20 protein-coding genes and 2 pseudogenes are annotated in these 22,400 nt (G+C 29.8%); 2 read left to right on the top strand and 20 right to left on the bottom strand.

The window, feature by feature from the left end; translation table 11 throughout:
* Nucleotides 1–155: 155 nt before the first annotated feature.
* From bcCo53_RS08165 to bcCo53_RS08085, 19 genes and pseudogenes are all read right to left on the bottom strand, one after another.
* Nucleotides 156–827: a Vsp/OspC family lipoprotein gene (locus bcCo53_RS08165; protein ID WP_025408580.1), complete on the bottom strand. Its 672-nt coding sequence runs from the start codon at nt 825–827 to the stop codon at nt 156–158.
* Nucleotides 828–965: 138 nt separating this feature from the next.
* Complete coding sequence (locus bcCo53_RS08160; protein WP_025408581.1) at nt 966–2,018, bottom strand: variable large family protein; 1,053 nt, start codon at nt 2,016–2,018, stop codon at nt 966–968.
* A gap of 132 nt (nt 2,019–2,150) precedes the next feature.
* Nucleotides 2,151–3,233, bottom strand: coding sequence for a variable large family protein (locus bcCo53_RS08155; RefSeq protein ID WP_025408582.1), 1,083 nt, complete (start codon nt 3,231–3,233; stop codon nt 2,151–2,153).
* A gap of 132 nt (nt 3,234–3,365) precedes the next feature.
* Entirely contained in the window at nt 3,366–4,445 is a 1,080-nt protein-coding gene (locus bcCo53_RS08150; RefSeq protein WP_025408583.1) for a variable large family protein, read from the bottom strand.
* A gap of 360 nt (nt 4,446–4,805) precedes the next feature.
* Nucleotides 4,806–4,949, bottom strand: a complete 144-nt coding sequence (locus bcCo53_RS08950) for a variable large family protein (protein WP_162146533.1) — start codon at nt 4,947–4,949, stop codon at nt 4,806–4,808.
* A complete protein-coding gene (locus bcCo53_RS08145) occupies nt 4,918–5,847 on the bottom strand; it encodes a variable large family protein (protein WP_051428610.1) in 930 nt (309 codons plus the stop codon). The genes bcCo53_RS08950 and bcCo53_RS08145 overlap by 32 nt, the downstream gene beginning before the upstream one ends.
* A 109-nt stretch (nt 5,848–5,956) precedes the next feature.
* Nucleotides 5,957–7,042 (bottom strand): variable large family protein, encoded by a 1,086-nt coding sequence (locus bcCo53_RS08140; RefSeq protein WP_025408584.1) that lies wholly within the window; start codon nt 7,040–7,042, stop codon nt 5,957–5,959.
* Nucleotides 7,043–7,179: 137 nt separating this feature from the next.
* Nucleotides 7,180–8,229, bottom strand: coding sequence for a variable large family protein (locus bcCo53_RS08135; RefSeq protein WP_025408585.1), 1,050 nt, complete (start codon nt 8,227–8,229; stop codon nt 7,180–7,182).
* 138 nt (nt 8,230–8,367) lie between these two features.
* Nucleotides 8,368–9,463, bottom strand: a pseudogene (locus tag bcCo53_RS08945) (variable large family protein).
* Nucleotides 9,464–9,601: 138 nt separating this feature from the next.
* The gene (locus bcCo53_RS08125) at nt 9,602–10,654 is read right to left on the bottom strand and encodes a variable large family protein (protein WP_025408586.1); all 1,053 of its coding nucleotides are present in this window, start codon (nt 10,652–10,654) and stop codon (nt 9,602–9,604) included.
* A gap of 134 nt (nt 10,655–10,788) precedes the next feature.
* On the bottom strand, nt 10,789–11,841 hold the full coding sequence (locus tag bcCo53_RS08120; RefSeq protein WP_025408587.1) for a variable large family protein: 1,053 nt from the start codon (nt 11,839–11,841) through the stop codon (nt 10,789–10,791).
* A 194-nt stretch (nt 11,842–12,035) separates the two neighbouring features.
* Nucleotides 12,036–12,491 (bottom strand): Bdr family repetitive protein, encoded by a 456-nt coding sequence (gene bdr, locus bcCo53_RS08115; RefSeq protein WP_025408588.1) that lies wholly within the window; start codon nt 12,489–12,491, stop codon nt 12,036–12,038.
* A 314-nt stretch (nt 12,492–12,805) separates the two neighbouring features.
* Nucleotides 12,806–13,501, bottom strand: a pseudogene (locus bcCo53_RS08110) (variable large family protein); the annotation flags it as partial.
* 22 nt (nt 13,502–13,523) lie between these two features.
* Nucleotides 13,524–13,916, bottom strand: a complete 393-nt coding sequence (locus bcCo53_RS08830) for a variable large family protein (RefSeq protein ID WP_051428613.1) — start codon at nt 13,914–13,916, stop codon at nt 13,524–13,526.
* Entirely contained in the window at nt 13,895–14,371 is a 477-nt protein-coding gene (locus tag bcCo53_RS08825) for a variable large family protein (RefSeq protein ID WP_277813759.1), read from the bottom strand. Before bcCo53_RS08825 ends, bcCo53_RS08830 begins: the two co-directional genes overlap by 22 nt.
* 814 nt (nt 14,372–15,185) lie before the next feature.
* Complete coding sequence (locus bcCo53_RS08100) at nt 15,186–15,731, bottom strand: chromosome replication/partitioning protein (RefSeq protein ID WP_025408592.1); 546 nt, start codon at nt 15,729–15,731, stop codon at nt 15,186–15,188.
* A gap of 54 nt (nt 15,732–15,785) precedes the next feature.
* Complete coding sequence (locus bcCo53_RS08095) at nt 15,786–16,541, bottom strand: ParA family protein (RefSeq protein ID WP_028328219.1); 756 nt, start codon at nt 16,539–16,541, stop codon at nt 15,786–15,788.
* Nucleotides 16,517–17,077 carry a DUF226 domain-containing protein gene (locus bcCo53_RS08090; protein ID WP_025408593.1) on the bottom strand — a complete coding sequence of 187 codons (561 nt, stop codon included), beginning with the start codon at nt 17,075–17,077 and terminating at the stop codon, nt 16,517–16,519. Before bcCo53_RS08090 ends, bcCo53_RS08095 begins: the two co-directional genes overlap by 25 nt.
* Before the next feature lie 9 nt (nt 17,078–17,086).
* Nucleotides 17,087–18,184: a plasmid maintenance protein gene (locus bcCo53_RS08085; protein WP_028328220.1), complete on the bottom strand. Its 1,098-nt coding sequence runs from the start codon at nt 18,182–18,184 to the stop codon at nt 17,087–17,089.
* 995 nt (nt 18,185–19,179) lie between these two features.
* Here bcCo53_RS08085 and bdr (bcCo53_RS08870) point away from each other — a divergent pair.
* Both bdr (bcCo53_RS08870) and bcCo53_RS08865 read left to right on the top strand, forming a co-directional pair.
* Entirely contained in the window at nt 19,180–19,332 is a 153-nt protein-coding gene (gene bdr / locus bcCo53_RS08870; RefSeq protein ID WP_338390677.1) for a Bdr family repetitive protein, read from the top strand.
* A gap of 170 nt (nt 19,333–19,502) precedes the next feature.
* Entirely contained in the window at nt 19,503–19,700 is a 198-nt protein-coding gene (locus bcCo53_RS08865) for a hypothetical protein (RefSeq protein ID WP_025408594.1), read from the top strand.
* A 244-nt stretch (nt 19,701–19,944) separates the two neighbouring features.
* On the opposite strand, the gene bcCo53_RS08075 is transcribed toward bcCo53_RS08865, so the two are convergent.
* Nucleotides 19,945–20,766 carry a CRASP family complement regulator-acquiring lipoprotein gene (locus bcCo53_RS08075; RefSeq protein ID WP_025408595.1) on the bottom strand — a complete coding sequence of 274 codons (822 nt, stop codon included), beginning with the start codon at nt 20,764–20,766 and terminating at the stop codon, nt 19,945–19,947.
* Nucleotides 20,767–22,400 lie beyond the last annotated feature (1,634 nt).

Below are 22,400 nucleotides of genomic sequence, written 5' to 3'. Positions count from 1 at the left end.
AAGTGACAAAATAGTTAGTACAAACTTTGAATAAAGTCAATAAAGAAAGCTAGGAGCATAGTGTTCTTAGCTTTCTTTATTGACTTTATTTCTTACAATTCATTGTTTTTAAATTAAAAACTAATCTTAGAATTATTACTTATATAATTTATTCTTTAGTTAACTTTGATAGTTTCCGCCTTATCAGAAGTTGCTGTAAGTTCTTTCACCACAGATTTTAATATCCCCTGAGTACTATCTACTAAAGCATCAATTGCGGTGTTTATTTTAACAAGCTCAGAAGCCCCGTTCTCTCCACTTGATTGCTTAATTCTATCTATAGCTTTCTGTGCATTATCATCAGTAGCAGCTCCACTAGAAACTCCTAAAACACTGTTTTTAGACTTTAATGTACTTACAAATGTTTCAGTTGAAGTTGTCACCGCACTAATTTTCGTATCTAATCCTTTACCCTGAAGTGAGTTTGAAACTCGTAAAGCTTTTGATCGTTTGATTATATCTAATGCAAGACTATAAACTCCTGATAACAATGAATTATTTTTATCACTGTCAGACGCTAGATCTGAACTCTGAATTTTCTTTCCAATACCTTTAGCAAGCTCATCTATGGACTTAATCAAAGCTTCTATTTCTTTAACACTTTCTGAAAAAGCAATAACCTCGCCTATCTTTTCACTTATCTTTCTTAAGTCAATAACTGCTCCATCAGCAGTAGCTGCTTGCCCATCTCTAAGCTCTGGTCCTGCATTATTACAAGAAAGGAATAGAGAGATAAATAACGTTGCACAAATACTTTTTATCCTAATATTTTTAATATTTATTTTCATATATTACGTGCCTCATTCTTTCATATTCTTGAATAAAGAGACTAGATATAACAAAAAGGAAAACAGCTCCTAATAAGAAGTGCTTTCCTCAAATAACTTTATTATTGAGTTTGCTTATTTTTATTAAACTCTGATTATTTACTTACTAGAACCAGATTCACTAGTTGCAAGGGTATCATTAATATTTATCTTCATTGCATCCCTAACAATTTTAAATCCCTCATCAATTGTCTTTCTTACTGCAGTAGTTAGAGTATCTAATGCTTTAGTTACTGAACTTGTTGCTGCTCTCCTAATTGACTCCTCAACACTAGAACTACCATTGGCAAACTTACCATCCTTAACCATCGCTCTTAAAGCTATACCTCCTGCTACTGCTGCATCTTTGGGAGAAGTAACACTAAGACTACCAACAACAGTTTTATGATTAGGTAATTTGGCAGCCTCACCACTAGCACCTTTAGCTATAGCTTGTAATATGTCAGCTCCAGTTACCGCCCCTACTGCTTTAGAAGCATCAGCTGCTGCTTTTTTATCATTAGCAGCAATATTAGTATCAGTAGCAAATAATTTACCTACATCACCAGCATTAGCACCCCTTGCACTAGCAATATCATCAGCCTTATTCTCATCTCCTGCTTCAGCATTGCCTTCATCATTTTTAAGCACTATATCTACTATATCTTTAATGCCCTTTATTAATTTCTCAACCTCAGTACCAGCAACACCACCTTGACTTTGAGCAGCAACATTACCAAGTAGGTCATTACCTGTAATACCAATAGCCTCACTAGCCGTTTTTGCTCCTTCAATTATCTTATCAAGAGTTTCTTTAACCAATTTGTTAACAGCAGTCTCAGCTGCAGTAGCATTAGGATTTCCTTTATCCTTCATATTAGACACAATTTTTTCAAGCGATGTTTTAGTTGTTGTTAAATTATTTTCTATATTCTTAAAGTACTTACCAACATCAGACTTCGTAGTCTTAGTATTAAACCCTAAAACACTCCCAAGTGAATCCCCAAAAGAAGTAAAGACAGATAAGAAGTCATTACCCAAATTAGCAAGTGAAGATAAGAACTGATTTTTCTTCTCAAGTTCTTCTATCCCATTATTACAAGAAAGGAATAGAGAGATAAATAATGTTGCACATATACTTTTTATATTTATACTTTTAATATTTATTTTCATATATTACGTGCCTCCTTTACCTTTCTTTAACTAAAGAGGCTAAACACAAATAAAAAAAGGAAAACTGCTTCTCATATAGAAAAGTATTTTCCTTAAATGATTTTATTACTTAATTTATGCACTTCCTATTATTTATTTAGTAGCATTACCAGTTTCACTAATTACAGGAGTAGTTTCAGCATTAAGCTTCATAGCATCTTTAACAGCCTTAAGCCCTTCATCAATTGTTCTTCTTATTGCTATAGTTAGAATATCTAATGCCTTAGTTACTGCACTTATTGCTGCGCCTTTAACTGCAGCAGAAACATCAGCTTTAGCACCACCAGTAGGCCCAGAGAATTTACCATTTTTAGTCATTGCTCTTATTGCAATAGCACCTGCAACTTCTGCATCTTTAGCTCCATCAGCAGCAGCGACATTACTATTCACGGAAGCATTCTTAGCTAACTCGGCTGCTTTGCCACTAACACCTTTAGCAATAGCTTGTAATATGTCAGCACCTGTTACCGCTCCCACTGCTTTAGATGCATCTTTAGCTGCTTTAGCTGCATCACCAGGAGCACCTGCACTATCACTACCAAACAATTTACCTGCACCAGCTGCAGCAGTAGCTCTTAAAGCACCAGCATTACCATTAGACTCATCAACAGAAGTTTTAGCATCTCCTGCATCAGGATTTCCCTCTTTTACCCCAAGCACCACTTCTACTATATCTTTAATTCCCTTTACTAAGCTATCAACACTCTCACCCTTAGAGCCACCATTAGTATCAGCAACATCACCAAGTGGTTTGTCATCAGTACCAACAGCATCACTAGCAGTTTTTGCACCTTCAATTATATTATTAAGTGTATTATCAATTAATGTCTTTACAGCACTCTCTACCGCAGTAGCATTAAGATTTCCTTGTGCCTTCATATTATCAACAATTGTATTAAGCTTATCTTTAGTACCTTGTACAGTATCTTGAATTTTATTAAAGTAGTTAGCAACATCTGATTTCTTAGACCCTTCCTTAAACCCTAAAACACCACCAAGAGAATCCCCAAAAGAAGTGAATACAGATAAAAAGTCATTACCTAAATTAGCTAAAGAGGATAAAAACTGATTTCTCTTTTCAAGTTCTTCTATTCCATTATTACAAGAAAGGAATAAAGAGATAAATAATGTTGCACAAATTCTTTTTACTCTTATATTTTTAATATTTATTTTCATATATTACGTGCCTCCTTTCTTCCCTTTCCCTTAACTAAAAAGGCTAAACATATAAAAAAGGAAAACTACTCTCATATAGAAAAGTGTTTTCCTTAAATAAATTTATTATTTAGTTTACTTACTTTTTATTATTTATTTAGTAGCAGTACCAGATTGTGTAGAATTAGTTCCAATAGCTTCTGAATATTTCATTTCCTTAACTGCTTTCCTTAGCTTATCTAAATTGCTTTCTACTGTTTGCCTAATTATTAAATTAAGTATTCCTAATACCTTATTTACCGCACTTGTGGCAGCGCCTTTAACTGCTCCTTCATCACCACTAGCAGCACTAAATTTACCACCTTTAATCATTGCCTTTAATGCCACAGCTGCTGCTAAGTCTGCATTACTTTTGGCACCAGCAGTATTATCAGCTTTATCATTAGAAGCAGCTAGTCCTCCAGCTTCATTAGTAGTATCAGTTTTAAGCTTAGCACCAACAGTAGCAATGGCATGCTTAATTTTATTAATTATTGCCCATGGATCTGCTTTTGAAACTTCAACTGCTAGCTTATCACCTGCACCAGCTTGAGCATGACCACTATTATGCCCCCCAAAGGTAGCAATAGCATCAGTTTGAGCAGAAGCCTTAGCTATTTCACTCCCAGCATTTCCAGGTTCAATCTTTACTCCAGACTCCTCTGCTACTTCAATAATTGAACTTACACTTTTAATTACAGTGTCAACTTCAGCTTTATCAGCTGCACTAGGAGCACCTCCAGAATTAGCAATACCAATTGGGTCACTATCATTAGTTACGCCAGCAAGTTTGCTTACAGAATCAATTAATTTCGTAAGTACGTCACTAGCACTATTAATAACAGTCTCTACTCCTGTAGTATCAGCATGGGGAGTAGAAGTTATATCCTTTGTTAAACCATCCAATTTACCTTTAATATTTTCTAATCCTTTTTTTATTTTTTCAAAATGTTTTCCTACTGCACTTTTTGGGTCACCAGATTTAACAGCATTAAATCCTAATGCGTCTCCTACGGTATTTCCAAAGGAACCTAATATTTCTTGAAACCCATGACCTATATTGACAAGAGAATCAAAGAAAGTATTTCTCTTCTCAAGTTCTTCTATTACTCCACTATTACAAGAAAGGAATAAAGAGATAAATAATGTTGCACAAATACTTCTTACTTTAATATTTTTAATATTTATTTTCATATATTACGTGCCTCCTTTTTCCCACCCTTTAACTTAAAAAGATTAGATATCAAAAAGGAAAACAACTCTCTTATAAGAGCTCTGTTTTCCTCAAATGACATTATTATTTTTATACTAAATTTTAATTGGTCCCTAGCTCCAGGAAATTTACTATCAACAGTTATTAGCACAGCACTATAAAAAATACTGATATATATATATATATATATATATATTCTGAATACTACTTATATACATAATGCCTTTTTCGCTTACTTAACCATAGTACATCCAAAAAGCAGGAATTCCTACAAGATATTCCTGCATATCAAAAGTTATAAAATCTTAATAAAATATGACAATTAAATCGATACACTAATATTAATTTGTAGGTTTTACTTCACTGGTAGAATTTTCTTTTATGCACTCACTAACATCTTTTAAACATTTATCAACTGTTCTTCTTATAATAGAAACTATCTCATTTACAATTTTAGAAACTGACCCTATTAATATTGAATTCACTTCTTTTGCTTTCGCACCACCAGAAATGAGCAGCTAATTTACCACTCTGAGCCATAGCTCTTAATGCCAAACCAGCTGCTATCGCTGATGCATTTGTATTAACATCACTACCAAGATCGTTAGCACCACTGGCAGTAGAAATAGCAATTTCAAAAGCATTTGTTGCATTTTGTATCTGAACAGCCTGACCACTACTTTTACCCTTAACTGCTTCAATTGCCGCCAATATATCTGCACCGTTTGCCGCAATAACTGCTCTTTGAGCTCCTTTCAGTGCATTTTCAACATTTGGTGTATTAGCAGTGCTGTTATTATGAAATAACTTTCCAACTGCTCCAGAGTCCTCAATAGTTTTCACAGCCTTTCCTTCTAAAGGAATCTCAGTTTTCTTTGCTGCTCCATAAATAAAGTTAATCCCTTCAACAAGATTCTTTATACTTCCTGTATCTGCTGCCTTTGCATCCTTATCCCCACCAGTATCATCAGCATTAGCAGTAGCGTCCTTAATTTTATCTACTCCATTAACTATATTTTCTAAAGTATTAATTACCTTAGTAATTTCTTCATCAGCTTTATCTTTTTTTATTAAACTAAATTGTTCATTTTCTTTAAGCTCTTTTAATTTATCTTTAACTTCACTAACTGCTTTTCCAAGCTTACCTAATTGTTCACCAACTTCCTTTTTAGTTGTAGTTGCAGTAATACCAAAAGCATCAGTAAACATATCAGAAAAAGAAGTAAAAATATCTAAGAAGTTTTGTCTTAAATTAGATATAGAGAGTATAGAATCCTTTTGATTTTGAAGTTCTTCTATCCCATTATTACAAGAAAGGAATAGAGAAATAAATAATGTTGCACAAATACTTCTTACTTTAATATTTTTAATATTTATTTTCATAAGTTATAGTGCCCCTTTTTACCTTAAATACAATAAAAAAAAAGGCAACCTAAGATATATATCTAAGCTTGCCCTCTACTCTCACTTTTAAGTAATTAATCTAATTATCCTATTTTATTGATTGATTATCATCTGGTTTTGCTTTTCTTGCATCATCTATTTTTTGTTTAGCTGTTCCAAGCACATTCTTTACTGTATTTTTGATTATATCTTTTACTGCTACTAACAACTTATTTGCTGCAGCTACTCCTACCGCTTGTGCTGCTTTTTCATCATCTGAACCATTTGAAGCCAATGTACCTGCCTTAACTAATGAACGTAAGGCTATCCCTCCTGCTACTGCTGCTGCCTTTGCATCACCTGAGCCACCTCCTACTCGATCCCTTTGTCCTCCTTTTGCAAATGCCAACGCACTCGTACCGTCATCTGCATTGCTTGCGACTCCTGTAGTTGCATCACTTTCTTTTGATACAACTATTGATTCCAGCATCTCTTCTCCACTTACTGCTGATACTATTAATGCTGCTTTAGATCCAACTTCTGTTCCTGGAGCTTGATCTGTACCTAATATTTTAGCTCCATCTTTTGCATCAACTCCTATTGAAGTCTTTTTCAATGTTACATTACTTGAAATCAAATCCTTAACTTGCTGTGTCTTAGCTATCTCTACTATTCCCTTTAATGCATTATATACATTCTTTAATGCACTATCATCTGTTGATACTCCCTTTTTAGCACTAGTTTCTACATCACCTACTGGCTTAGAATCACCTACTGTTCCTAAAGAATCTAAATGTCCTTTTAATGTACCTAGCACTTCCTTAGCTGTATCAACTGCACTTCTAATTGCTAAGGCCATTGGTCCATCTGTAGCTCCTTCTACTTCTGACTTTTTTGCTACTTTTTCTAATTCTGCTGCTGTTTCTCCAAGTTTCTTCCCTAGATCGCTAAAATATTTTCCTACATCTTCTTTCTTAGTTGTATCTTTAGTTACCCTAAAACCTAATGTATCTGATACGAGAGACATAAAAGAATAAAAAGCATTCTCAGTACTTCTACCTACGTCCATTAGTACTTCAGTCAACCTATTCTCAGCTTCTGCATTCTCCCCTGAATTATTACAAGAAAGTAATAAAGAGATAAACAACGTTGCACAAATGCTTTTAACTCTAATATTTTTAATATTTATTTTCATATATTACGTGCCTCCTCTATTCCCATCCCTTAATTAAAAAGATTAGACATAAATAAAAGAGAAACAACTCTACCTCATGAAGAGAACTGTTTCCCTTTAATAACTTTATTATTTAGTTATATATTCTTTATTAATTCTTAACTTTTAGCTTCAGAACCATCCTTATCAGAAATTAAAGGAGTATCATTAGGCTCAATTTTTATTGCTTCTTTAACAGTTTTAAGTCCCTCATCAATTGTTTTCTTTATTGCTATAGTTAATGCATTTAATGCCTTAGTTACTGCACTTACTGCTACTCTTCTCACTGAAGTAGAAACATCAGCACTACTACCATTAGCAAATTTACCACCCTTAGCCATAGCTCTTAATGCTATTCCTCCTGCTATAACTGCATCATTCTTACTATTACCAGCATTACCATTACTATTATTGTGTTTAGCTAACTTTGCAGCATCACCATTATCACCTTGAGAAATCGCTTTTAAGATATCAGCCCCAGTTACTGCTCCAACAGCTTTTGCTGCATCAGCTGCTGCCTTCTTAGGAGAACTACCAGCATTAGAACTATCATCAAACAGTTTCCCTGCTTCACCCTCACCATTTCCGGTCCTTGCTCCAAGATCATCTGCTTTGTTCTCGGTACCAGCATCAGGTTTACCTTCTTTAAGTACAACTTCTACAATTGATTTAATTCCTTTTACTAAATTATCAACTTCCCCACCAGCAATACCCGAAGCATCTCCAGTAGCAACATTAGCAATTGGATCACTAGCAGAACTAATAGCATCGCTAACAGTCTTAGCACCTTGAATTATCTGATCAAGTTTTTTATTTAAAGCTGCTACAGCAGCTTCTGTCCCAGAAGCATTAGAGTTATTCTCATTTTTCATATCAGTAACAATTGTATTAAGCTTACCCTTAATTCCTTCTACAGTTTCTTTTACTGTTTTAAAATAATCTCCAATCTCAGACTTTTTAGTTTCAGACTTAAAGCCTAAAACACCACCAAGTGAATCTCCAAAAGAAGTAAAAATATCTAAAAAGCTTTGTCTTAAATTAGATATAGAGAGTATAAAATCCCTTTGTTTTTCAAGTTCTTCTATTCCATTATTACAAGAAAGAAATAAAGAGATAAATAATGTTACACAAATACTTCTTACTTTAATATTTTTAATATTTATTTTCATATATTACGTGCCCCTTTCTTCCCTATCCTTTTACTAAAGAGGCTGAATACAAATAGAAGGCAACCTAGACGAATATCTAAACTTGCCTTTTAATCTCGTTCTTTAATTTAATAATCTAATATCCAACTATTTATCCTCTTAATTTGGCTTATCTTGCCGATTGTTACTTGATTCTGCAATTGGTTCTTTTGGCTCTCTTGCTTTATCTATTTCTACTTTTACTTTTTCAAGAACATTCTTTACTGTCTTTTTAATTATATCTTTTACTGCTACTAATAACTTATTTACAGCTGTTATTCCTATTCCTTGTACTCCCTCTTTTCCTCCCTGTGTACCAACTCCCTTACTTGCTCCGGCTGCTAGTATCCCATCTTTAACTAACGATCGTAATGCTATCCCTCCTGCTAACTGCAGCTGCTTTAGCCTCCGCTTTATTCAGCTCAGTATTTGTTCCGCCCATTGCAAATTCCAATGGAATTGTAGTGCCACTTGCAGTACCTACTGCCTTAACATGATTTTCTTGCGATACAACTATTGATGCTAGCATCTCATTACCACTTACACTTGCTAGTATTGCTGCTGCTTTACCTGCAGAATTTGCATCTGGATTACCAGTTGTAGGCAATATCTTGGCTCCATCCTGATTACCTGAATTCAATGTTATATTGCCTGCTTCTAATGGTTTAACACCTGCACTTGTCGTAGCTATATTCACTATTTCTTTTAATGCTCTATATAAGTTTCTTAATGAACCATCATTTGCTGCTGTTCCTTTTGTTTGAGTATCTGTTGCATCACCTACTGACTTAGAATCACCCACTGTTCCTAACAAATCTAAATTTGTTTTTAATGTGCTTAAAGTAGCCTTATCAGCCTCAACTGATTCTCTAATTGACTTGTTTAATAGGCCATCTTTATCCACCTCTCCTGTTGCTTTCACTGCTACCTTTTCTAACTCATCTAATGTTTTTCCAAGCTTCTTTCATAGACCAATAAAATAGTCTCCTACCTGTTGCTTAGTTGTAGTTACTTTAATATCAAAAGAATCAGTAAACATATTACCAAAAGAAGCAAAAATATCTAAGAATCCTTGTATTAAATTAGAAATAGAGAGTATAGAATCCCTTTGTTTCTGAAGTTCTTCTATTACTCCACTATTACAAGAAAGGACAAGAGAGATAAATAATGTTGCACAAATACTTTTTATATTTATATTTTTAATATTTATTTTCATATATTACTCGCCTCCTTTTACCTCCCCTTTAAACAAAAAGGCTAAACAAACAAAGGAAAACAATTCCTATACAAGAGAAATGTTTTCCTAAAATAACTTTTACTATTTAATTTATGTATATTCTTATTCAATCTTTGATTATTTGCCCTGAGGCTTTGAAGCGCCCGTATCAGCAGTTAAAGAAGTCGCATTAGCACCAAGTTTCATAGCTTCTTGAACTTTTTTAAGTCCTGCATCAATTGTTTTTCTTATTGCTACAGCTAATGTATTTAATGCCTTAGTTATTGCACTTACTGCTACTCCCTTCACTGTATCAGTAACATCATTACCACTATTACCATTAGCAAATTGACCACCTTTGGCCATTGCCCTTAGTGCTATAGCTCCTGATATAGTACTATCTTTAGCATTACTTGCTACACTAGCAATAGCTGCATTATTTTTAGCCAATTTAGCTGCAACATCATTTTTAACCATAGCTTGTAATATATCAGCACCAGTTACAGATCCAACAGCTTTAGCTGCATCAGCTGCCACTGTTTTAGCATTCGAATCAGGTCCAGTAGTTCCATCAAATAATTTCACTGCCCCATCATCAGCCCTTGCGCTACCAGTCTGAGCCTTATTGGTATCACCAGCATCATGGTTACCTACATTTCCAAGTACCACCTCTATTATACCTTTCATTCCCTCTATTAGTCTATTTAGTTTATTAACGTCACCAGTATCACCTTTAGCAGCAGGAGCACTAACATTAGCAGAAATAACATTACCAATCAGTTCAACACCTTCAGTACCAATAGCATTACCAACAATTTTCGCTCCTTCCCCAATTTTTTCTATAGTTTTAACCAATTCGTTAACAACGGTCTCTATCTTTGCATAATTCTCATTTTTAGCAACTTCAGATGTCAATTTCTCTTTAACTTTTTTCATAGTCTCTGCTATTTGAGTAAAATAACCACCAATTTCTGATTTTTTAGTATCAACTTTAATACCCAATGCATCTGTAAACATATCTCCAAAAGAAGTAAAAATATCTAAGAAGTCTTGTCTTAACTTAGATATAGAGGATATAGAATCCCTTTGCTTTTCAAGTTCTTCTATCCCATTATTACAAGAAAGGAATAGAGAGATAAATAATATTGCACAAATACTTTTTATACTAATATTTTTAATATTTATTTTCATATATTACGTGTACCCTTTTCCCTACCTTTTAAATAAAGGAGATAAACAAACAAAGGAAAACAACCCTCATATAGAAAACTGTTTTCCTTAAATGACTTTATTCTTTAGCATTAACTTTTTTTATTAATAATCTTTTACTGCTGTGTACTAGATGTTGCTTCTGCTGTTTTAATAACTGCTACGGAATGATCTTCTTGTGTAACTGTAGCAAGAGCATCATTTATCTTTTTTAAACCACTATCAACAGTATTTCTTATTGCAATTATTAGAGTACTTAATGTTTTACTTACTGCACTAGCTGCCGCGCCATTTACTGCATGAACAACTTTCTTATCATTATTAGCAGCAAATTGACCCCCTTTAGCCATTACCCTTAATGCTATACCTGCTGCAATAACAGCATATTTCTTTGCTACATTAAGAGTCTGAGTATTTTGTTTTTGAGCAACAGCAATACTTGCTGCATCTTGTGCTGAAGTAATAACAGGAGTCCCAGAAACATCACCAGACTTAGCAATGGCCCGCAATATATCAGCACCACTCACTGCTCCTACTGATGCACTAGCTGCTGCTACGGTTTCAGTAGCAGCAGATTTCTGACCAAACAACTTGCCAATTTCCTTGTTTTCATTCTGCGTTGTTTTAGTAGCCTCTGCACTACCCTCACCATCTTTCAAAACCACACTAACCATTGTCTTAATTCCTTTAACAAGTGCGTTAACGCTTTCAGCTTGTGCAGGTTCAGCTTCCTGGCCACTAGATTCAGAAGCATTACTAATAACACCGGCATCTCCAACTCCGATTGCTGCTTTTTTAGAGCCTTCTGCAATTTTGTCTAATACGTCAATAATAAACTTATCAACAACTGCTTTAACCTTTTCATAACCATTCTTAGCAACTTCAGCTTGCAACTTCTCTTTAACTGATATCATAGTTTTTTCAATATTAATAAAATACTTACCTATATCTTCCTTTTTAGTATCTGCTTTAATATCCAATGTATCTGTAACCATATCACCAAATGATACAAAAACATCTAAGAAGCCCTTGCCTAAATTAGCAAGTGAGGATAAGAAATCTTTTTCCTTTTGAAGGTCTTCTATTCCATTATTACAAGAAAGGAATAGAGAGATAAATAATGTTGCACAAATACTTCTTACTCTAATATTTTTAATATTTATTTTCATATATTACGTGAACCCTTTTCCTTTAAAAAGGCTAAATATAAATAAAAACCAAAAATATAGATATATTAACCCTGCAGATACTAAATAAAATGCAATAAGTTTTTGTAATGATCTTTAACGAAAAGATTTATTGATTTGGATAAGAAAACAACTGATATATAAACAATTAAATAAGGGAATTACTTAAATGAAAATTATTTAAGTATTAAGGCTATAAAACCACCAAGTATTGTTAACCATAATGCAAAGGTTAAACTAAATATCCATTTATTATTCTTTTCTAAATTAGATATATCTTTTTTAAGTTCTATCTTATTAATCTCCATATCTTTTCTAACGAGAGAAATCTCATTGCTAATAAACGCAATATCTGATTTTAATTCATTTCTAACAATGTCTATCTTTATATTTAGATTATTCTCAACAGTATCAATTTTGCTATCAAGATCATCTTTAATATTACTAAGCTTATCTTCTAAATGTTTTAATTTTATGTCAAAATTCTCTTTAAGATACTCAATATCTTTATAAGTAAGCTCATTATGATAATATCTAAAAGAAAGGTCAGCAGCAATGTCTCTATTAATCCCAGCTTTAATCAGTTCAGCTATAACCATTTGTTGTGTAATCACAGGTTGTGCATATCCCATAAGAATCTCCTTATTTAACTATTATATAACATTTTAAATTAAATAGTACATTTATTTTAATAAAAGGCGATTTAATAAAAAGAGTATTTAAGCTTAAAAAGCAAACGTTAGTAGATTAAATAAAAATTTAAGGGTGTATTATTCAGAAGATTTATTCAAGACTATTTGGAATAATTAATGTTCTTATATCGAACCCAAAGATGACTCTCATCACTTTTTATGTTAGGGTTGGGGATAGTTTATTCAAACAGGTGGGTATAATTAATACATTTTTTTTACCGATGATCACAATGGGTAATATATTTGCTCTTTACTTTAACATCAACAACTTTATCACTAGACTTAGCTATAGCTTTTAGCATATAAGCCCCACTCACTGCACCCATAGATGCTCCCGCCGCTATAGGTTTCTCTTCTGCTCCATTACCAGTACTATCCCCAAATAATTTTCCTATTTTCTGCTTATCTTTAGCAAAAGGATCAGTTATATCTTTTTCTCCATCACCTTCTTTAAGTACCACTTCCACAATAGTTTTTATTCTTTTAACTAAGCTTCCAACACTAATTGCATCTCCTCCTTTACTACTATTAGAAGATTTTCCTATATCTCCTAAATTACCATTAGCATCTTTAATGCCACTAGCAGCTGCTATTGCTCCTTTCTCAATTTTTTCTATAGTTTGAATAAATGCATTAACCCTTCCTTTTACCTTTTCATAATTACCATTTTCAGCCATAATAACATTTAGTTTTTCTTTAACTGTTTTCATAGTTGTCGCAATAGCAGTGAAATAATTTACTATATCGCTTTTTTTAGTCTCAGCTTTAATACCAAACGCATCAGTAGCCATATCACCAAAAGAAGTGAAAACATCCAAGAAGTCATTACCTAAATTAGCAAGTGAAGATAAGAAGTGATTTCTCTTCTCAAGTTCTTCTATTCCATTATTACAAGAAAGGAATAGAGAGATAAATAATGTTGCACAAATTCTTTTTATTCTAATTTTCATATATTACGTGCCTCATCTTTCCCTATTCCTTAACTGCTTTTCTTGCTTCCTCTAGCTTGCTTTCTACTGTTTTTCTAATTATCAAATCAAGTGTTCCCAAAACCTTATTTACAGCAATTGTTGCTACAGCTTTAACCGCACTAATGTCACCAGCATTAGCATTCAATTTGCCATTCTTAATCATAGACTTAAGTGCAACAGCTGCTGCAAAGTCTGCCTTGTTCGCTGCGGTAGCACCATTATTTCCAACAGCATTAGCACCATGTTCAGCATTATCATTATCAGCTGAGGCAGTATCATTTTTAGTTGTAGCATTTTTAATCTTATCAATCATTGCCCACGGATCAGCTTGAGATACTTCACCAGCCAACTTAGCAACAGTACCAGCAGCAGTTACAGTAACGCCACCAAGCATAGCAGTTGGAGAATCAGAATTTTTTCTACAGGACTACCTTCTTTACCCTTACTGTCCTCAATCTTTACACCAGAGGCAGTGGCAGTCTTAATTATTTCTTTAACTCCTGAGATAAAAGCTTCAACATTATCTCTATTAGCTGGTGCAGCAGCAGGAGCAGCATTATGGCCAATATCATCAGTGTCACCACTAGTAGCACCAACAAGTTTAGTTACAGATTCAATTAGTTTTTCAAAAACACCACTTGAGTTTTTAATTGCATCTTCAACACCTTTAGTATCAGCATTCTTTGTTTCAGATATCTTACCTGAGAGCTCTTTTAATTTATTCTTAGTATTTTCTAATCCTTTTTTTACCTTATCAAGGTGTTTCCCAACTGCACTTTTATTATCACCAAATTTTACTACAGTAAGACCTAAAGCATCACCAAGAGCATTCCCAAAGGAACCAAAAATCTCTTGAAATCCATGTCCTATTTTGACAAGAGAGTCAGAAAAAGTATTTTTCTTCTCAAGTTCTTCTATCCCATTATTACAAAAAAGGAATAGTAATGCACAAATTACTTATATTCTCTTTGATTTTAGTCAGTTTTATTCATATCTGCATTTCCCTTATCTTTTAACACCACGTCAATTATTGTTTTAATTCCCTTAACAAAAGCAGCCATTATTGGCTTAATAAAATATGTAATACTCTAACGATAACTGCAAAATTACTACCCTTTTTCACTTTTTACTGATTTTGGACCAAATCAATACATAAAAATACAAAAATCTTAGAGCTTGATTAACAATTCTTAGTAGAATTGTTAATCAAGCTCTAAAGGCTATTAGAAACCGATCATCTAAAGGTAGTCCTAAAATGAATAGCACTACTGATAAATAATATACACCGAATTTAAAATAAAATCAACATTGATTAATGAAAACTCTTTTGGTTCATAAAAAATTTAATTATTATTTCTATAATAACTAACATAGTTATTGATAATTATATCAATCAAATAAGATATAATTTCTTATTTTAAAATTTTTTAGTAGTATTGAATGATTACTTTTTATTGCTTTAAGTAAAATTTTTGATATGTTAATCATTTGATATTTTAATAAGTTCACTTTTTTCATTAAAACTTTAAAATCATAATTGTCAATATAAGTTAAAATGAATATCGTTGTTATTTCAATAAAAACCTTATTTAAAAAGCCCATTCTTTAAAGCTTTTATTCTGTATATTATATATGCTAAATTATTCACTAACACCTTTCATACTTAGCCCTTTAAACTGTTAAATTCATTTACTAATTTTTTTAATATTTTTTTTTCATCTGAAAAAAGTTTATCTAATATAAATTCTGTAAGTTTTACATTTTTTTTATAAAAATCATAACTTTCTTGATTCTTAAGTTGCAATTTTAATGGTTTTATAGAACTTAGTTTTGAAGACTTACTTCCCGTTGCTAAATTCACCACATCTCTATAAACACTTTTAAATCCCTTTTGCTTAATATCTTCTATACTTACGCTCCCATCTAATACTTTTTTATAGATTTTTAAGTATAGAAAAGCTTGACTTCTAGATATTATGAATTCTGATAAAAAATCTTCAAATTTTTTGTAACCGTCAATAAGATAAAGTTTTTTTCCTCTTATTTGATGAAGAATCTGCATTGTTTTGATTTTATTATCAATATCATGTATCACAATCCTACGCAATTGATCCTTATAACTTCTATATTCAAGTTCTTCATTCTCAAAGTATTGAATACTACTTTTCCTAGTATTTAAAATAATTTCTTTTGTTCTTGACCCTACCATTCAAAACTCCTAAATTTTTATTATCTTTAAAAAAAGTCTGCCGGCAGACTTTTTTTAAAGTATACTCTCCAGTGCACTCTTTATCTCTGTGTAAAATATTTCTTGACTATTAGGTTCTCTTAATTCATTAATAAAAACTTTAATACCGTTAGAAAAATGAACCCTACCCTTAATAAAATTGTTGTATTCTATACTCAAAAGCTTTTCAATGTCCTTGAAAGTATTTCTATTTTTGATAAATTGATTTTCTATTATCGACACTTCTATATTTTTTTTTCTGATCATTTCAACTTCTCTTATTTCATCCATCAATATAGGAAATGATTCTACTGCCCATCTTTCAGTTTGAATAGGCACTACAACTTTATCTGTAACATTTAGGGCATTATATATTAAAGAACTTAAACTAGGTGGTGTATCAATTATTACATAATCAAAATTATAATTAGATAAATTTTTATCAAAATAAAACTCTAATATAAGTTCTTTGTAAAGAATATTCTCTTTTTCAAATTTACATAGAATTGGATGCGATGGAACTATGTACATATTATCATTAATCCGGTTCAAAAATTTGTCAAAAACAACTTTTTGTTCTCTTTTTAAGAGATAATAAACATTATTATCGTTAATATTTTTTATATATTTTAAAAAATAACTAGTTAAACTATTTTGTGGATCCAAATCTATTAATAATATTTTTTTATCCATATCTTTTAAGAGGTAACTAAATACGATGGATATCATACTTTTTCCAACACCACCTTTAATAGATGCAATGGTGATTATTGTAGTTTTTTTTCTATCCATTTTTTTATAAGACTCCCATCTGTTAACTTTTTATCATAAAACTCATATACTTGTTTTTCTAGACTTGTGAATTTTTCAACTAAAGATTTATAATATTTCGTATCAATCTTTTCTTTTTTTAGTAAACGAGCAAGTCCTTTAATATAACAACAAACACTTCCTTTTTTAAATCTAAACTCTATGTAATAAACTTTCGAAAACGTAGACATTTTCAAAATGCCGTTTTCCTCATATTTTTTTACAACATTCTGTACTGGTTTTCTATAACCATAGAAAATACCTAAGAATTTATCATTGTATCTTATAGAAAAAAGATTAAGTGCTTTTATTTTGTCTTGGTTAAATAGTTCTCTAAACGAAATAAAGAATTTGTTTTTTTGTCTTCTATGAATTCCAAATATATATAAATCATTCATAATTTTTGTATGATATATTGTCCTGTTGTTTTTACTCTCTATTTTTATGAAAATAGGCCTATCCTTTTTCACTTTAATTTCTAATTTCTTTTTTTTGAGACGTTCTAATATATTATCCATGCTTAATCCTTAACTGGTAATATTTTCAAATTTTCCTGATTTTAAGTAATTTATATTACTATTTATAATGCTTAAAAGTTCATAATAATAATGGCTATTGAATAGCTTATTATATTCCAACTTGTCTTGTTTATTTAAGTAATCTTTTAAGATTTGTATATCTATTTTATGCTTAAACTGATCAAGAAGTATACTAAACACATTATTTTTAACTTCTCTCTCATCCTTTTTTTTAGTTGATTCAGTATTTGTTATTGACTTTTTAAGTTTTTTTATGATTTTTTCTAAATCATCGTATTTGTTATTTTCTATAATGAAGTGAGGTTTATTTTTATAATGATTATATATGTTTTGAATTTGAACTGTTAGTTGTTTTTCATCATATCCTTTATTTTTTAAACCAATAAATATTTCAGAAAGTATCCTATTTAATTCTAGTCTTTTATTTATAGTTTTACTTTTTCTTATTTTAATATCATCCTTTTTTTTGTATATATCATTTTGAATTAAATTTTCGGTTCTTTTAAGAATTTTTAATATTTCAATTGTAGCATTTTTTTCTAGTTTTAAGTCTAAAATAGAAAAGAAAGTGTTTGATTTAAAGTTGCATTTTCTAGCATATTTTTTGATTTGTAATTTTTCTATGTATTTTGTTTTGTTTTTTTCTTCTTTTTTATTATTATAGTAATTATAATAACACTCCTCTTTTTTTACACTGCTATTTTTAATGCAATTCTTTTTAAGATATGCATTAACACGATTTTTATGTCTTGTCTCTTTTTTCTCTTTAAAATATTTATTGATGATATGGTAACATTCTTTTTTAGGATATTTGAGTATATAATTAATTTCAGTGCCCATGTTGACACCCAAATGTCTGTAATAATTAATTGTGATTTTAAATATTTTTTCTAACTTATATAAATAGTTTTGTAGTGTTTTAATTTTAGCAGGCTTTTGACTGTTTTTTTTAATATTATTATTAAAATAATAAAGGATGTCACTTTGAGTGTATTTTTTAAATTTAAAGTTCATGTAATTTAACGTAGATATTAAAACGATTAATTTGTGTTGATATTTATTTGTAGGCTTTTTTGTTTCCATCATATAAAACTCCTTTAGATGAATTTCCAACATTTATTATAACTTAATTATTGTTAGAAAGTAAACTTTTCTTTTTAAAAAAAAGATATATGAAAGTAGTTGTTGTGATAAAAATTTTATTTGTACGTCTAATAACTATTAACCATAATTCAAAGTTTAAATCAAATATTAAATAGTATTGATTCTTGCATTTAAGTCGTTTTCAATGTTGTTATCCAGATCAGTTTTAGTTGATATAATCTCGGGTTAAGTTGAATTCTCTAACATTTAGATCTTGAGGTTAAAGGTGCTCTCTAAGTATTCCACATCTTTTGTGAATATGATTATATTCATTTTTATCGTATTTTTAATATAAATTAGCAGCAATATCTTTATTAATATCGGTTTTGATGAGTTTATTTAGAACCATTTTACGAGTGGTAATGGTTTGAGCAATTGTTATGTAAATCTCATTACATATGAATATACAGTAAAAAGATATTATTTGTAAGTAATAGGATATTTAAGAGCTATAAATACTATTTAACATTAATCTGGCAGTAAAATGTAGAATCAATATTACTGTTAATTAGTACAAGCTAATAAATATTGTTATAAAAACAATATTTATGTTTTGGAAAAATATGTATTAATTCATATTTTTGGTCAACTATCTATTTTTTAGATCAATATATGTTTTTTACTTGTATATTGACTGAATTTGTCATCGATTTATATAAAGTTTAAGGTAAACAATTAATAAGGATGTATAAGTGGGCAATTGGGATTTTTTAAAATATATTTATATATTTTAAATGGTAATTTGTGTTTTTAGAAGAGATTTTAGTAGCAAGTTTATTATATTTTATAGTGTATAAGTACAGACCTGATGGAAAGACCTATGATGATTCACTGGATGTATTTTATTAAGATAAGTTCCTATAACATTTAAAATATTATATAATTTTACATAAGGGGATTACTTTATGGGCCATCCGTGAAGAGTAATTACACAGCAAATGGTTTTAGCTGAACTAATTAAAGCTGGGATTAATAGAGATATTGCTGATGATTTGTATTATAGGTATTATAAAAATGAGCTAACTTATAAGGATCTTGAGCTTATTAAGATGGAATTAAAATCCGATATAAAAGATCTTGGTGGACGATAAATACTGTTGAAAATAATTTTCATCTTAAGCTGGAAAAGGTAGGGGTAAGCTTAAAATCTGATATTAAGGAAGTTAATGTTGAGCTTGATAATAAGATAGATAATGTAAGGATTGAATTAAAAACAGATATCATTTCTGTAGGTAATGAGGTTTTTCTTGTTAGAAAAGATATGGGAATTAATAAGATAGAGCTTAATAATAAAATTAATATTATTGAGAGCAACTTAAATGTAAAGATAGATAAGTCAATTTCAGAACTTAAAGGCACATTAAATTTACATAATTGGATGCTTGGAACAATCATTATCCTTAATGTAGGAATATTGTTAACATTAATGTCAATAGTGTCTTCATTATTAAATAAGTAGATTTAAATCAAGTAAATTAGTTTTAAAAAGTGTAAATCCAATTAGATTTTTTTATATTAAAGTTAATATTTTTTATATTTGCTATTTTATATAGATTAGTATTTCTATTGGAAAAAATGTAAACATATATTGTATTTAGTATAAACTAGTCTTTAATTAGTTTGCTTAGGTTGATGTAAAGTAACAAAGGAAAAAAATATATATTTTTTTTCCTTTGTTTGTTAAACTGTATTTAAGTTAAAGTTTATGATTTTTTATCTTTTAGAATTGTTTGGATTTCTGTATTTATTGTTTTTATGTTATTAAGTACTTCCTTAGCTTCTTTAAGTAACTCATTGTGAAAGAATCCGATATAATTATTTTTATTTATAAGCGCTTGCCATTGTTTCCTTAGGGTCATAATTTCATCAATTTGGGTTTTTATATTTTTTAAATCTTCAGTGGTTAATTTTTTATTATAAAGGTTATTTTTTGTTTTACTGTTGCAACAAACTGTATATAATGCTATTTCAGAGTATATTTGGATGTTAATTCCTATTTTTACCATTTGTGTATGTAAGTGCGTGGTTTTTACTTTTTCTATTGAGAAGATAAGTTGTTCTTTGAAATTTTTTAGGGTATTTATGTCCCAATCTAAAGATAAGTATAATGCTTCTCTATATATTTTGTTTGTATTCTGGCTTAGTGGTTTGTTATTGTCGAGTATGATTTTGTCAAATGCAGTTTTCATTCCTTCTTGGTCTGACTTTTCAATTTTTTTGTTATCTTTAGTTATTTTGTTGTAGTTATTTGTAGCAGTTTCTATTATATTAAAAATGAGGTCAGCATTTTCTCCTATTTTTTGAGCTTCAATAAATTTGATTTCTTTTCTATCATCATTTTGTAATAATAGTTCTTCGTTAAGATTTAGACTGTGATTATGTTGTGTATTTTCGTTATCATTTTGAATATTTTCTAATTCAGTTAAATTTTGTTCTATTAAGACTGTTGAGTTTTCATTTTCTGTAGCCCCTAAAGTAGTTAGGAGTGAAATAAATAAAAATTTTTTAAAAAAATTAGTAATCATGAAGTAATCCTCTCTTTTGAATATGTATTTAATGTACATCATATAGTGAATAAAACAATGTGAGCAATTATACTATTTAAAGTTATTCTAGGATGTATTTCAAGATATTAGAATAGTAGCTAATAGTACAGAAGTGTTTAGTACAGTGAGGAGATAAGAAAGTATTTTCAGCATCGATTTTTAAATATTTTAAATAAAAAATGATATTTTATTTACTTTAAATTTGCATATTTATATATAATAATTTGTTAAGATTGAAATATATAAATTTACTACATTTTTAAATGTAAATTAGTACGAATTTTGTATTCGATTATATATAACTTTAATTAGTGTATTTTAGTATAAATTTTAGTTTAGAAAATATCAATATGTCTACTGTCATAGATCTTGGAAGTAAAAAAATAAAGATTTTTATGTGTATTTTTTTGCAATGTATGTTGTAGTAATATTATTTAATTTGCCTATAGCTTATTATAAAGAGTGTTATCTGTTGTAAAGTTAGAGCTAGTAAAATTTTTGTTGTTGAGTTTTGTACTATTTGATATTAAGCTTTAAAGTTTAGGTAAATTAAATAGTTTTTATATTTTTTAGTCTCCATTTCAATTTCTGAAGACGTTAGAAAGAATTTCTAATTGATATTTATAGGTAGATTTGTAAGAAATTTCCATTTCTTTTAGACGTAGATTAATATGAGTTTTGAGTTTATGAATTGTATGATTGTGTGTAGAGTGTGTATTGCTAAAAAAGAATTCTTCTATTATAGAAGCAATGAGCTTTTTAAAACGAGATCTAGAGTTTTTATAGTAGTTTAAATTATGATGGTTAATTTTAATAATATCAAAAGAGTGTATATGTTTTAGTTTTTTTTCTATATTTTGGATTGTAGGTTTGTTAACAAGAGCTATGTGACTATTTTTATAATCAAATACTTTGCTATTAAATAGAGTAGGATTATTTATAAAGACTTTTCTTTTATGAAGGATTAAAGTATAAATATTGTGTAAATCTTTAGTTGTGATTTTAAAGTCAAAGAATTTGTGTAATAATTTATTTAATTTCCATGCTTGGATTGGTAGTTTTGTATTATTTATTAAGCTTTTAATAGCATTAGTAACAATTAAAGTATATTTTGTAAATTCTAAAGTATCATTTGCTCTATAAATAATAGAGTTTTTATTTTTTTTGCAATAAATATATTTTTATGATTTAAGTGAGTAAGAGGGATATCAGTTGACATTATTATTCCTAATAATTTATGTTTAATATTGAGAGATTTTATTAGGAAAGAGCTAAGCAAAATGAATTCATTAGGATTAACATTGAGAGTAGTAGGGGTATTAGGTTGGTTTTTCTTTTTGTTTTTTTGAAAAAATTGAGTCTAAACATTAATATAATTATACACTTTAGAGTAAAAGTAAGGAACACAGTTTATTTATTGTAAGGGTGTGATTAGATTTTTATAAGTATACTTAGATGTTTTTAGGGTTAATTTTTAGTAATTTGAGTTTTATAAAAGTATACTTATAAGTTTTTATTGTATACTTAGATTTTTTGCGAGGAGTATAAGATTTTTATGAGGGTAGTAATGGTCAATATGAAGAAGGGGTTTTGTACTAATAACAAATTATATA

The sequence above is a fragment of the Borrelia coriaceae genome (assembly GCF_023035295.1).
Taxonomy (GTDB): Bacteria; Spirochaetota; Spirochaetia; order Borreliales; family Borreliaceae; genus Borrelia; species Borrelia coriaceae.
The sequence above is the reverse complement of the archived record's forward strand: the minus strand, read 5'-3'. Positions and strand labels throughout refer to the sequence as shown.

Coding starts and splice junctions, on each gene's coding strand:
- bcCo53_RS08145 (WP_051428610.1), bottom strand. CDS start 5,847: ATGAAAATAAATATTAAAAATATTAAAGTAAGAAGTATTTGTGCAACA.
- bcCo53_RS08165 (WP_025408580.1), bottom strand. CDS start 827: ATGAAAATAAATATTAAAAATATTAGGATAAAAAGTATTTGTGCAACG.
- bdr (WP_338390677.1), top strand. CDS start 19,180: ATGGTTTTAGCTGAACTAATTAAAGCTGGGATTAATAGAGATATTGCT.
- bcCo53_RS08140 (WP_025408584.1), bottom strand. CDS start 7,042: ATGAAAATAAATATTAAAAATATTAGAGTTAAAAGCATTTGTGCAACG.
- bcCo53_RS08125 (WP_025408586.1), bottom strand. CDS start 10,654: ATGAAAATAAATATTAAAAATATTAGTATAAAAAGTATTTGTGCAATA.
- bdr (WP_025408588.1), bottom strand. CDS start 12,491: ATGGGATATGCACAACCTGTGATTACACAACAAATGGTTATAGCTGAA.
- bcCo53_RS08100 (WP_025408592.1), bottom strand. CDS start 15,731: ATGGTAGGGTCAAGAACAAAAGAAATTATTTTAAATACTAGGAAAAGT.
- bcCo53_RS08095 (WP_028328219.1), bottom strand. CDS start 16,541: ATGGATAGAAAAAAAACTACAATAATCACCATTGCATCTATTAAAGGT.
- bcCo53_RS08830 (WP_051428613.1), bottom strand. CDS start 13,916: ATGCTTGGTGGCGTTACTGTAACTGCTGCTGGTACTGTTGCTAAGTTG.
- bcCo53_RS08150 (WP_025408583.1), bottom strand. CDS start 4,445: ATGAAAATAAATATTAAAAATATTAAAGTAAGAAGTATTTGTGCAACA.
- bcCo53_RS08155 (WP_025408582.1), bottom strand. CDS start 3,233: ATGAAAATAAATATTAAAAATATAAGAGTAAAAAGAATTTGTGCAACA.
- bcCo53_RS08865 (WP_025408594.1), top strand. CDS start 19,503: ATGGGAATTAATAAGATAGAGCTTAATAATAAAATTAATATTATTGAG.
- bcCo53_RS08085 (WP_028328220.1), bottom strand. CDS start 18,184: ATGATGGAAACAAAAAAGCCTACAAATAAATATCAACACAAATTAATC.
- bcCo53_RS08075 (WP_025408595.1), bottom strand. CDS start 20,766: ATGATTACTAATTTTTTTAAAAAATTTTTATTTATTTCACTCCTAACT.
- bcCo53_RS08090 (WP_025408593.1), bottom strand. CDS start 17,077: ATGGATAATATATTAGAACGTCTCAAAAAAAAGAAATTAGAAATTAAA.
- bcCo53_RS08160 (WP_025408581.1), bottom strand. CDS start 2,018: ATGAAAATAAATATTAAAAGTATAAATATAAAAAGTATATGTGCAACA.
- bcCo53_RS08135 (WP_025408585.1), bottom strand. CDS start 8,229: ATGAAAATAAATATTAAAAATATTAAAGTAAGAAGTATTTGTGTAACA.
- bcCo53_RS08120 (WP_025408587.1), bottom strand. CDS start 11,841: ATGAAAATAAATATTAAAAATATTAGAGTAAGAAGTATTTGTGCAACA.